A 12,656-nucleotide genomic window follows, 5' to 3' on the forward strand; every position below is an offset into this window, starting at 1 on the left:
ACGAAGGGCAGTGTGTCCCGCCCTGCCATGTAAGGAGTAGCAACGTGTGTGAACCATGGTCGTACGCAAACGGCAATTCAGCCGGACTCGAGGACGGGCGCATGAGTACCAAACGCCCGGCGACCATTGACGGTGTCGCCTACGCACAAGGAACTCGTACGTGGCGAAGCTAAATCTGAAAGCCATCGAAGAGCGCGTCGCGCCGCTCGCCGGCCGTCGGGCGTACGACCGCGAGTTCATCTTCGATCTCCTGCTCGCCTACGGAAAGCCCCAGAGCAGTGTCACTCGACTGCGCAACGGCGATCTGAACGTCGCGGCCGACCCGGCAACCGAGGTCGCGCAGAAGAAGGTTGTCTACTTCAAGGAGACATCGGGCGACCCCCTGGAAGTGCTGGAGGAACTGAAGACTTCCCCGGGCGTCGTGCGCTTCAGCACGCGCTTCGTCATCGTCACCGACTATGACGAGCTTGTAGCCACGGACACCCAGACGGGCGAGACCATCGGATTCCCGATCCGGGACATCGACCAGCACTTCACCTTCTTCCTGCCCTGGGCCGGGATGGAGAAGGCGCAGTACGTCGCCGAAACGCATGCGGACGTCAAGGCTGCCGAGCGCATGGGCAAGCTGTTCGATGAGCTGCTCCAGGCGAACCCTGATCTTCTCCAGCAACCACGTGGACGCCACGCGCTTAACCTGTTCTTCACCCGTCTGCTGTTCTGCTACTTCGCCGAAGACACGGGGATCTTCGCTGAGAACCAGTTCACCAACGCCGTCGGGTCCCACACCCTGGATGACGGCTCAGACACCGCCGACTTCCTCACAGACATGTTCACGGCGCTGGACACCGCAGACGCGTCCAACAAGCCCAAACACCTCGCGGCATTCCCCTACGTCAACGGCCGCCTATTCACGCTGTCCGAGGCTCACGTGGTGCCCGTCTTCACCAAGAAGGCGCGAGACGAGCTCATCAATGCCGGCAAGCTCATCTGGCGCGAAATCAACCCTGACATTTTCGGCTCGATGTTCCAGGCGATTGTCACCCCAGGAAAGCGCAGCGACCTCGGCCAGCACTACACCTCGGTGCCGAACATCCTCAAGACGATCGAGCCGCTCTTCCTCAATGCGTTAAAGGACGAGCTCGATGAAAGCTTCGACTCCGTGAAGAAGCTCGAAGCACTTCTCGACCGGATCAGCGAGATCAAGGTATTCGACCCCGCCTGCGGCTCGGGCAACTTCCTGGTCATCGCCTACAAAGAGCTGCGCAAGCTCGAACACGCGATTCTCGAGCGCCTGGCCGAGCTGGACGATAAACACCTCGTCCTGTTTGCCGAGTCGAGGATCAACATCGAGAACTTCTATGGGATCGAGATCGACGATTTTGCCGTCGAGGTCGCGATCCTTTCGCTCTGGATCGCCAAGCACCAGATGAACACCGAGTTCAAGGAGAAGTTCAACATCTCGATCCCGCTGATCCCGCTGAAAGAGACCGGCCAGATCAAGCAAGGTAACGCAACCCGCGTTGACTGGAACGACGTCTGCCCGAACGACGGCAGCGAGATCTACCTGATCAGCAACCCTCCGTACGTCGGGTCGAGCATGCAAGCTCCGGAGCAAAAGGCCGAGTTCAAGCAGGTGTTCGGCATTCGCCCGTTCTCGAAGAATCTTGACTACATCGCCTTGTGGTTCGTCAAGGGTGCTGACTACATCAAGGGCACGCGATCAGAGCTGGCTTTCGTCACTACTAACTCAGTCGCACAGGGGGAGCACGTCAGCCTCATGTTCCCCACGATCTTTAGTATGGGAGTCGAGATCGGATTTGCGTACACATCGTTCAAGTGGGAAAACAACGCCAGGCGTAATGCCGGTGTGACCGTCGCGGTGATCAGCCTGCGAAACGAGTCGTCAGCTCCCAAGTACATCTATACGGATGATCTCCAGATCTCAGCCACCAACATCAACGGCTACCTCGCTGACGCGCGGAGCATCATCGTGGGACGCCGGACGAAGCCGATCTCAGGACTACCTCCAATGGCGTTCGGCTCGAAGCCAACTGATGGGGGCCATCTCATTCTGGACCAGGCGGACCGTGACAGATTGCTCTCGATGGCCCCCGAATCCGCGGCATTTGTCAAGCAGTACATCGGTGCTTCKGAATTCATCAACGGTGGTGAACGGTACTGCCTCTGGATCGGCGACGATGAGGTCGAAGAGGCGCGCAACGTTCAATTTATCCAGCAGCGCATGGCCCAGGTTCAGAAGGCGCGAATGGCTGAAAAAGCGAGCAGCATCTCCAAGAAATTTGCAGCAGAGCCTCACCGTTTTCTTCAGCGTGCCTACAAGCCTACCGACTCGATCATCGTGCCAAGTATCTCCTCTGAGCGACGAGAGTACATTCCAATGGGGTTCCTTGGCCCGGACATCGTGATTTCGAACAAGGGTTTTGCTGTCTACGACGCTGAACCATGGAACTTCGCGCTGCTCACCTCTCGCATGCACATGGCATGGACGAACGCTGTCTCCGGTCGCATGGAGATGCGCTATCAGTACTCGAACACAATCGTCTACAACAATTTTCCGGTCCCGTCCCTGTCGGACGCCATGAAAGAGAAGCTAACGATCGCTGCTCTCCGCATTCTCGACGTGCGTGAGTACCACTGCGAGCAGACACTTGCAGATCTCTACGACCCCGACACGATGCCGGATGACCTGCGCGAGGCACACGCCGAAGTCGATGCGCTTGCCGACTCGATCTACTCCAAGAAGCCGTACGAGACTGATGAGCAAAGATTATCTGACCTCTTTGCTATGTATGAGGAGATGACCAACGCCGAAGCCGCGAAGGTCCCAGCAAAGAAGACCCGGAGGACCGCGAAGTGAACGCGATCAAGAAGCCCATCAACATCGTCGACGTCACCTATGCCCAGACGAAGGCGTCGGTGAACACGGATGCTCTGGGTATGCGCGACATGCAGCAGAGGGTCTTCGCGAAGCGCGACGCGCAACACCTCCTCGTAAAGGCCCCGCCAGCGTCCGGCAAGTCGCGTGCCCTGATGTTCGTGGCCCTCGACAAGCTCTACAACCAGGGGCGCAAGAAAGTCATCGTGGCCGTCCCGGAACGCTCGATCGGCGCGTCATTCGCCTCGACGGCCCTATCGAAGTTCGGCTTCTTCGCGGACTGGGACATCAAGCCGGAGTACAATCTGTGCGATGCCGGATCCTCGGCAGGCAAGGTCGACGCGTTCATCCAGTTCCTCGAAGGGCCCGATGCGACGATCGTGTGCACCCACGCGACTCTTCGGTTCGCGTTCGAGAAGCTCGCACCGGAGTCGTTCAACGGCACGGTATTGGCTATCGACGAGTTCCACCACGTCTCCGCGGACATTGAGTCGAGCCGCCTCGGCGCGCTCCTGCGCGACGTGATGAACGGGAGCGACGTCCACATCATCGCGATGACGGGCTCCTACTTCCGCGGGGACTCCGTCCCGGTGCTCTCGCCAGAGGACGAGGCCAAGTTCACGCCGGTCACCTTCAACTACTACGACCAGCTCAACGGATACGAGCACCTGCACTCGCTCGGCATCGGCCACCACTTCTACCAGGGCCGCTACACCGACGCGATCGGCGAAGTGCTGGACCTCGACAAGAAAACCATCGTGCACATCCCGAATGTCAACTCGGGTGAATCCACGAAGGACAAGCTCGAAGAGATCGGCCGCATCATCGATGTCATCGGGCACGTCGAGGAGACCAACCCCGACACGGGCATCATCAGCGTGCGCCGGCAGGACACTGGAACCATCGTCCGCGTCGCGGACCTCGTCGACGACACTGACCAAAAGAAACGCGGCGACACCCTCCACTACCTGGCTCACACAGCCTCCAAAAACCGCGACGCGGTCGACATCATCGTTGCGCTGGGTATGGCCAAAGAAGGCTTTGACTGGCCGTTTGCCGAGCACGCCCTCACCGTCGGGTACCGGGCCTCTCTGACCGAGGTCATCCAGATCATCGGCCGGGTCACCCGCGACAGCCCCGGCAAATCCCACGCCCAGTTCACGAACCTCATCGCCGAGCCCGACGCCTCGCAGGGCGAAGTTAAGGTCTCGGTCAACAACATGCTCAAGGCCATCACCGCATCGCTCCTCATGGAGCAGGTTCTCGCGCAGAACTTCACCTTCAAGACGAAGAAGTTCGACGGCGACGACTCCGCGGTGCCGGGGCAGCTGAAGATCAAGGGCTTCAAGGAGCCTTCGAGCGCGCGCGTGAAGCAGATCGTGGAGACCGATCTGAACGACCTGAAGGCGACGATCCTCCAGGACGACACCTTCGCGCGGGCCGCCGCCGGTTCAGTGGACGCGGAGACGACCAACAAGGTGCTGATTCCGAAAATCATCCGCGAGAAGTACCCGGACCTCACCGAGGCGCAGGTGGAGGAAGTCCGCCAGCAGGTTGTCGTGGACTCGGTGATCAAGAACGGCGAAGTGCGCACTGTAGGGGACAAGCGGTTCATCAAGATGGCGGAAAAGTTCGTCAACATCGACGACCTCAACATCAACCTCATCGACTCGGTGAACCCGTTCCAGCGAGCGTTTGAGGTCATGTCGAAGTCGGTCACCCCCTCGGTGCTGCGCATCATCCAGGAGCAGATCGCCGCGACGCGAATCGAGTTCACCGAGGAGGAGGCCCTCGCACTCGTACCCAGGATCAAGAACTGGATCAAAGTCAACAGCCGCCGTCCGGACTCGCAAGCCGAAGACCCGACTGAAAAGCGGTATGCGGACGCACTGCTGTGGCTCCAGCGAGCCAAGCAGAAGCTCGAAGCGCAGAAGCGCGCTAATGAGATGGTGGAGAGCGAATGAGCGATTTCGACGACATCCTCGAGGCGGTACCGTCCTCCCTGCAGGACCTCATCGACAACGACCTCGACGGACTGCTCGATGCGCCCGAGAAGCCTAAGAAGGTCACCTCGTCCGACCGGCTCGAGCGGGCCTTTCTTGAAATCGTGGAGTTCCGCCGGACGCATGGGCGCATGCCTAGCTCGTCGACCCGAGAGATCGCCGAGCGAAAGCTTGGGGCCCGCCTCGACGGCATCCTCGCCAACGAGGAGAAGATTGCGGTGCTCAAACACCTCGACACAGAATATGAACTTCTGGCCGTAGAGGCAGCGCCCGAGTCGCTGGACGACCTTCTCAAGAGCGATGACCTGGACGATCTGCTCGGCGACGACTCCGGCATCCTCGATGTCTCAGACCTGCCGGTAATCAAACGCCCGGAATCGCCTGACTCAGTGGCTCAACGGGTGAAGGCCGAAGACTTCGACCTGTTCGAGCCGCTGTTCAAGACGAAGCACTCCGAACTGGCCGATGGCACGTACAAGCTGATGCCCTTCACGGGCATGGATCTCATCCGCGAAGGCGTGTTCTTCGTCCTGAGCGGCGTCATGTGCTTCGTGGCCGAGGTCGGTGAGGACGTGGACCTAGTCGTGGGTGGCAAGCCCAGGCAGAAGCAGCGCCTGCGTGTCGTCTTCGAGAACGGCACTGAGTCGGCGATGTACAAGCAGAGCCTCATGACCCGTATGTACGAGGCGCAGGGTCAGGTCCTGGCGCGAGCAGGTCACGATGTCAGCGAAGTTCTAGACGCAGACGTAGAGAGTGGTCATATCTACGTACTGCGGTCGCTCAGCGAGGATCCCGTTGTCGCGGGGATGAAGGACCTGCACAAGATCGGCTTCTCCACCACCAACGTCGAGACCCGCATCAAAAACGCGGGGAGTTCGCCGACCTACCTGATGGCGCCTGTGAAGGTGCTGGCGGACTACCGGCTCTACAACGTGCGTGCGTCGTGGCTGGAGCACCTCTTGCACCGCGTGTTCGCCGGGGTGCGTCTGGACCTGACGCAGGTCGACCGGAAGGGCCGCGACTACGACCCCTCGGAGTGGTTCGTGGTGCCGCTGGAGACCATCAACAAGGCCGTCGCAATGATCATGTCCGGCGAGATCACCGACTACGTCTACGATGCTCAGCTCAAGAAGCTCGTTAAACGCTTATGAGCTGAGTTCGGGAGGGGCCACGTCTCCCTTGCCATGACTCCGCCTCCGATGCTACTGGTTCCTGAACGTCACGCAGGCGAAGTAATGACCACGTTTGCCTCGGCATCAACAGGACCGTGCCGCCTCGGGTTCGCGATCGCTCAGATACGTCAGAGTCGCGTCGATTAATTCAGTCAGATCCCTTGCTGAAGTCCGTTCGAAGTCGATGTCGACAATCGCCTGAAAGCGGAGTGCTCCGTCACCGAAGAAGCCCGGGGTGACTGTCTTGCGGTTGTTCGTCTTCCTGCCGCCGAGAGGGGCGCCTTTCATCCCGTGAACCATGACCTGCTCCCAGTCGCCCTTGGTCTCAGGACGGCTCCGCTTGTCTCGGCTCAGGAGCTCCGCGAGGTCTGGCCGCACTATCTCCAGATGGGAATGGAGGCTCGCGAAATCGATGTCGGTACTCATGCTCATCGCAAGGTCGTAGGCGGCCCGGCGCACTTCTTCATCCTCGACGTTGTTTGGCCGAGCGTTAAAATCCACGCCGAACCGTAGTTCGCCGCCGGGCTTTGTTTCCCACCAGCGGACCTCAGCCATGAAGCAGCGGTCATCTCCTTCGCCACGAATCGGGGTCCGTCCTTGGATGATCGGCAGTCCGCCGCCGCTGGCAACTCCGGCCCGGGCCAATCGGCCGCGCTCAAGCAACTCGTGCGCTATCCGGCGGGTCACCACACGCGCCAGGAACTTCTGGTTCAGAGCGCTCAGAGGCAGCCAGCTTTCGCTGGATCTCGCTTCGAATACCGCCGAGATCATCTGGTCCCAGGTGCTCAAGACGCTAGCGGCCTCACTCGCGAAGCCGCGGGCAAGTTCGTCGTCAACCAACACCCATCGGCGGACGAGGTCGCTCAGGCCCAGGAAGCTCCATCGCCCGGAGCTGTTTCTCAGCCTAAGGTAATCCGAAGCCAAAGCGGTCAAGTAGAGGTCTGGGCGGGAAGTGAGCGCCTCGTACTTCTCCTGCTGCTGACCGCTCATCAGGTGTCCAAGCTTCACCTCGACCACCGCTGATCGGGAGCCGGAAGTCAGCAACAGGTCAGCGTTGTTGGCCTTCCGCACCTCGCGGGAGACCTCCTCCGGGACGAAACCAACGAGTTCAGCCCAAGGCGATGCGTCACGATCGCTCAGAAATTGAATAATGTCGGAGACGTTTGTCTCTTGGGTCAGAAGACGGCCTAAGCCTCGGTTCCGGACCCATGGCGCTACAGATTTCCCCATAGGGTTAGCATGACCCAGGCATAGCACGATTTGCTGGCACGACACCTCCCCTGGCACGCTCCGCATTACCCGTCCAATGCGCGTGGGACCGGCGGCAGTTGGCGGGGATCAGCGAGCTATATACCGCGAATGGTGAGGGGCTCAATGCGCAGCGGCGGTTCGCCCGGATGCACGAGTATCCCGTTGCCCATTTTGGACTGTTCGCTTGCCAGGACGTCCACACGCGTCACGGCCCCATCAGGATGATCGATTTCTGCTACGACACGTTGATGCCAGTGCCCGCTGAAGACATGGTGCGGAACGAGGCGGTTCACAGTTTCGCGGAGCAGGATCCGAGTGCGATCGGCCTGGGCGATGATTCCCGGAGGCAGCTCCAGGCCGGACCTCACCGGCACTCCTGCTGGGACATCGTGCGTGATGAGCACGTCAAGCTCCCCGCCGGCTATCAGTCGCGCGGCTTCCTCGGGGGTGGGTTCCTCATCGGCCCACCAATCTTTACCTTCCCGGCGACGAGACTTGTCCACTGAGAACGCACCGCCCAAACCACCGACCCGAAGCCCATCAATGACTGTCCGACCGCCCTTGGGCAGCACTTTGATGTTGCTACGCCAGGTAATGAGACCGTCGTCCTGAACTTTGAGTAGATTTATTGCGGAGAGATTGTCGTGATTCCCGGGGGAAACCACCAGCGTTATTCCGCGTTCCAGAAGAAGGGCGTTCAGCTTCTTCTCAAAGCGTCCGCGCCCCGCCCCAGGCCAATCGAGCGCGAAGTCTCCCAAGTGAATGAGTAGGGTGGCGCCCTTGTCGGCGGCGGATCGAATTGCAGCCAGGCCGAAGCCGAGATGGCCGTGCCAATCACCGAAGATTGCCCAGGACGCTGAGCCTGTTTCGTGGGTCATGCTGCAGGCCCTGCCGGTTGCACGACGGCGGACTCCACTCTGAGGGTCTGTAAGGCGTCGTCGCCGCTTTGCGGACAGCAGGCGCCGGCGGCCCAAGACTCGCGTGCGGACGGCTTCACGGTTTCGCCGGCTAGGCTCAGCTCCGAGAAGCCGGTGGCCAGGGGAGCGCGCGATCGGTCTTGGAGGGTGACGTGCCGTTTGACGGTTCTGCTGGTCCGGTCGGGCTCGTACTGGCTCCCCGTAGCGGAGGTCTCCAGAGACCGACCGTCATCGATGCAATTGGGCTTGCGTCTCATGACGCGAGCTTAACCGCACCCTCCGACGTCTCTAGGTGGAATCACTCTGCGGCGCAGCAGGCACGGCACTCCCGCCCCTAACCGCCGGTGGCCCGCCCGGCAAAGAGAAAGCCCGGCGGCCTCATATGGGCTGCCGGGCTCCGTCTCGCGTGGCGCTGCCGGTCAGGACTCCTCGGTGAGGTCCATGATGGGACCGCCGGCGTTCTTCTTCACGGACTCAATCCCGTTCAAGGCGCTGGCCTTGGTCTTGTAGCTTTCCGAGGACGCGATCGTTTCGCCGTTGCCGGCCTTGAGCCGGAAGCGGTAGCCGCCGGACTTGTCCTTGTAGACCTCGAACTTGCCTGCCATGGGTGCTCCTTCGCTTGATCTGCCGGCCGCCGCGGGCCGCTGCGCCACACACTACATGCGGACATGGCCGGAGCCCTGAATATCGGGCCTATGGCGCCAACAGTGCACAGACATCCGTAACCTTGCCGGGCCCGGTAAGTCCTCCGTTCGGGGACACGGGTCCATTCAAGGTCCAGTTCACCTGGCCAGAGGTGTAGAAGATGCCAGGGGCGCCGGAACCAACTGGAAGCGAGATCAGGTTCTTGCCGGTCGCCTTATAGACAAAGTCGGTGGGGCCAAGACCCACTTGTATCGTCCCGTTCAAGGGGTAGCTGACCACCTTTGAGGTTGGGCCCGTCAGTGTGATGGTGATCGCCGCACCCACATTGGTATAGAACCGCAGCACCTTCGAGTTGTTCAAATGATGGGGAAACTGTTCGATCACCTTTACCTTGCCGGTGGTCACCGCCGTTACCTGGAAGCCGGCGCAGTCCAGCGACTCCACCGTCGGCGGGTCAATTGGGGTTGGCGGGGCGGCAGCCGCAGAGCCGGGCCCGGTGAAAAGTCCTAGCAGGAGGGCGATGGGTATAAGGGCGCGCTTCATGGGGTTGCTCCTTGATAGCTTGCGAACAAGTCCCCCAACAGGCACGGGAAAATCCCTGACGAATCGTCCGCGCATCATAGGCCCGGGGTGCCGGGCCTACAAGAGTGGGCCATACTCGCTGGTGAGCCCGGCGGGGATGGCCGCACACATCAGGTCCATGACGACCTTTCGCCAGGAAGCCCAGGACCCGGCCACCGCGCCCGAACGCCTCCACGACCTCATCCACCTCTCAGGTGACCGCGGCCACTGCGACGAAGACGCCGGCTGGTGCCGCGAAGACGTCGCCGCCAACCCGAACGCCGGCCCGGACACCCTCCGGGAGCTCGCCGGCGACCAGGACGACCCGATGGCCCGGTTCAACGCGGCCAGGAACCMGTCACTGGACGCCGGCACCCTGCAGGTCCTTGCCGAGGACCGGCTAGACTTCATCGCCGACGCCGCTCGGGAACGCCTCGGCCCGCCGCTGCGGCCAAGGCCCGACCATCCTCGTGGTCCGACAATGACGTGTCCCACGGCGGCAATCTCGATCACATCCGAGGCCCTGAAAACCAGGCCCGTCCTGACGGTCTCCGGTGAGAACGGCGTCGGCCGGTGCCTTGTGACTAACCGGGGGCGGTGGGACCGGATCGACTAGTGCGGCCCGCCCGTTACCACATCAGTGTGGTGCTGGGACGGTACCAGTGGCGCCCCTGGGCGGGGTCGCAAGTACTGAAAGGCCCATAGCCTCGTACGGACCCCGAATGTAGGCTCTGCTCACCGCGCACCACCACCGATGAGGAGACAGCGATGCATTTTCTGAATTCCCGGCCAGGCCGAAAAGTGGCAGCTGCAGTGACAGGGCTGTTTGTTGCCGGGGGAGCCGCATTAGCTGCCGCTCCGGCGGCGAATGCATCGCCCTGGAATTGCCCGACGACGAGGAACAACACCAGCGCTTCGACTCTTTGCTACCAAGGAGCCGGAGAATACCGCGTAGCGGTTCTCTGCGTCAGCTGGACGGGAGCGTCGAGCCGGACTGTCTACGGGCCATGGATGAGCATGTCTTACTCTCGGCCCTCCGTGGCATGGTGCGGCTGGAGCTGGGGCTGGCCTGAGCACACAGGAGGCGCCTGGGCGCAGACCCGGTAGCCGGTGGGGTGACGTCGGCATGGAGGGCCCCGCCTGGTGGCGGAGACACCGTGCGTCTGCGCCCCTCATCTGGGCGCAGCATGGGTCATTGCCGCTCACACGAGCGGCCCTGCTACCGACATCTGCCTGCGAAGAGTGCATCGGCTCAGTCAGCGGGGCCCGAAGACCAACACCACCGTAAGCGAACGGGTCCCGGACCGGCCCGAGAACGGCATCAAGCAGCATGACACTACCGGTTCAACGCCGGCGACGCCTTAGTCCAGGCCCCGGGTAAGGCCAGCCATTCGTCAGCCCGTGTCAGACACGTCCGGACTGTCTCCCGCACGAGGGGCACCGCCTGGCAGTGCGTCTCTGTCCGCACCCCGCAAGAACCGGCTGGCAACTATTTGGCAGTGCCTAGCGGCGCCGCCGGCGCTCATCGGAACCTTGGATTAGGTGATTCCTGCGGCTGTGGCGTCGAATGTGGGCCAGCGGTGCGGCAAAAGCGGGTGAAACCGCCGAGAGTCATGCCGTTTTAGAGCGTCCCGCCAGGAGATCCTGGCGGGACGCTGGGGTGTACTGGAGCTACAACATCTTGGAGCATGCGGCACGGCGACCTTGCTTGAAGGGACGAAAACGGCAGAAAGCGGCCGCCCCGGCCAAAATCGACGCTTCCTGCGGCGATGGCATGTCTTTTAGGGCAATTTGGGCAGAATTAGCACTCTTCAAACTAAAGTTTTGGGTTTTGTGAGGTTTTGAGTGTTGGCCCCATCCGTAAGCTGGACTTGGTGATTGTGGAGCCAAGATTGCCGACATTGCCCTTGCAATTCCCCGGACCTTGACCCCAAGAGGCTGCCGCCACTGAGGAAAGCGTTGAGGAGCGAAGGGAGCAGGTGGCCGGCTGAGAAAGACGGCGGAGACCTCGCTCTTCCCCGGCGGTCGTCCTGCGGAACCCGTGCTCAGTGGCCCGCTCGGCTAAGTCTAGGCTCGATGTAACTGTCAATGACGCCGAGCTGTTCCTCGATTAAGACGTAGCGCCGGCCGGTCTGACGGGCCGCGATCGCGGTCGTCCCCGACCCTCCAAAAGGATCGAGCACGCGGTCGCCCTCCTTCGTCGTGAGCTCCACGATTCGTTTGATGAGGCCGACCGGCTTCGCATAGACGAACGGTTGCAGTCCGGCCTGTCGTTGTTCCTTGTACGCGTCCTCGTTAGTCGGGATGCTGTCGTCCATGCGCCAGGACCACAGATTGGATGCGGCCTTGGGCTTTCCGCCGGGGGCCAGATATGACGGGCGAAAGGGGCGGCGAGGAACCAGGAACCGCGCGCCGTCCTCAGCCATCTGTTGGAGTGTCGCCTGGCTGTATCGGCTGGGGAGCCGCAGTCTGAGGGGCGACGCGTTTATGCCTTCGCGAACGACCACATTCTCGAGCAACTCAGCTTGTATCCCCGCCGAAGAGTGGTCTCCGGCGAGATACACACCGTCGGGGCAGTTGAATTGCACTGAGTGCGCCGGGAACTCCAGCTGCGTGAGTGCATTCCCGCGGTGCGTGACCGGCACCCTTTTGCCTGCCTCGGTGACTCCGTCGATGAACGGCCGCAGCTTCTTTGGATCCTTCGCATAGATGAGAAGGAAGTCTGTTGTGCTGGCAAGAGGCCGACCGGGGAGATAACTGGGCCGCCGCGTTCGCTCCCAAACGATGGTGCCTACAAATCGCTGCCTGCCTAGGGACGCATCGCAGGCGGCCTGCGCCGCCCCCAGTTGTCTGTCATTGACATGCAACCAAAAGCTTCCATCATCGCTCAGCAGCGGCAGGATCCCCGCTGCCACATCGGCGATCAGCGACGCCCATTCCGGATCGGACCGTTCGTCTAGGAAGGGCCCCCGGTCCGAGCGGCGTGTGTTGAAGGGCGGGTCAGCGTAGGCCAGCTTGAAGGTTCCATTGAGGCCAGCTGCTGTCAGTTCGGGGAGTAGCAGGCGGGCGTCCCCATGGATGATCCGGTCGGTAAGCACGTCCCATTATTTCCCCCTGGGGAGACTTCTCCGAATTGCCGCACACATGGATCCCGACGCTGAAATATCGGTGAGACAGGATGCCAATAAGGGCCTTCTCTTGAGATCCACGG

General features: G+C 61.4%; 9 protein-coding genes. 4 read left to right on the forward strand and 5 right to left on the reverse strand.

The genetic code is table 11. The annotated features are described in order from the left end of the window. Nucleotides 1–160: 160 nt before the first annotated feature. The 3 genes from AC1DGE_RS06600 to AC1DGE_RS06610 are packed head-to-tail and all read left to right on the forward strand — an operon-like array spanning nucleotide 161 to nucleotide 6,050. Nucleotides 161–2,878, forward strand: a complete 2,718-nt coding sequence (locus tag AC1DGE_RS06600; RefSeq protein WP_476917142.1) for a DNA methyltransferase — start codon at nucleotides 161–163, stop codon at nucleotides 2,876–2,878. Then, nucleotides 2,875–4,860, forward strand: a complete 1,986-nt coding sequence (locus AC1DGE_RS06605) for a DEAD/DEAH box helicase (RefSeq protein WP_476917143.1) — start codon at nucleotides 2,875–2,877, stop codon at nucleotides 4,858–4,860. The genes AC1DGE_RS06600 and AC1DGE_RS06605 overlap by 4 nt, the downstream gene beginning before the upstream one ends. Then, on the forward strand, nucleotides 4,857–6,050 hold the full coding sequence (locus AC1DGE_RS06610) for a GIY-YIG nuclease family protein (RefSeq protein ID WP_476917144.1): 1,194 nt from the start codon (nucleotides 4,857–4,859) through the stop codon (nucleotides 6,048–6,050). Before AC1DGE_RS06605 ends, AC1DGE_RS06610 begins: the two co-directional genes overlap by 4 nt. Before the next feature lie 105 nt (nucleotides 6,051–6,155). Here the strand turns inward: AC1DGE_RS06610 and AC1DGE_RS06615 are convergent, their stop codons facing one another. The 4 genes from AC1DGE_RS06615 to AC1DGE_RS06630 form a co-directional block, all read right to left on the reverse strand. Continuing rightward, on the reverse strand, nucleotides 6,156–7,301 hold the full coding sequence (locus AC1DGE_RS06615) for a hypothetical protein (RefSeq protein ID WP_476917145.1): 1,146 nt from the start codon (nucleotides 7,299–7,301) through the stop codon (nucleotides 6,156–6,158). A gap of 116 nt (nucleotides 7,302–7,417) precedes the next feature. After that, entirely contained in the window at nucleotides 7,418–8,200 is a 783-nt protein-coding gene (locus AC1DGE_RS06620) for a metallophosphoesterase family protein (protein WP_476917146.1), read from the reverse strand. A gap of 458 nt (nucleotides 8,201–8,658) precedes the next feature. Then, nucleotides 8,659–8,844: a YegP family protein gene (locus AC1DGE_RS06625; RefSeq protein ID WP_476917147.1), complete on the reverse strand. Its 186-nt coding sequence runs from the start codon at nucleotides 8,842–8,844 to the stop codon at nucleotides 8,659–8,661. A gap of 88 nt (nucleotides 8,845–8,932) precedes the next feature. After that, complete coding sequence (locus tag AC1DGE_RS06630; RefSeq protein ID WP_476917148.1) at nucleotides 8,933–9,427, reverse strand: hypothetical protein; 495 nt, start codon at nucleotides 9,425–9,427, stop codon at nucleotides 8,933–8,935. Nucleotides 9,428–9,584: 157 nt separating this feature from the next. On the opposite strand from AC1DGE_RS06630, the gene AC1DGE_RS06635 reads away from it, so the two are divergent. Beyond that, nucleotides 9,585–10,061 carry a hypothetical protein gene (locus tag AC1DGE_RS06635; RefSeq protein ID WP_476917149.1) on the forward strand — a complete coding sequence of 159 codons (477 nt, stop codon included), beginning with the start codon at nucleotides 9,585–9,587 and terminating at the stop codon, nucleotides 10,059–10,061. Nucleotides 10,062–11,490: 1,429 nt separating this feature from the next. Here the strand turns inward: AC1DGE_RS06635 and AC1DGE_RS06640 are convergent. Continuing rightward, nucleotides 11,491–12,543: a DNA methyltransferase gene (locus AC1DGE_RS06640; RefSeq protein ID WP_476917150.1), complete on the reverse strand. Its 1,053-nt coding sequence runs from the start codon at nucleotides 12,541–12,543 to the stop codon at nucleotides 11,491–11,493. Nucleotides 12,544–12,656 lie beyond the last annotated feature (113 nt).

This window comes from Arthrobacter sp. 05N425, assembly GCF_056397125.1.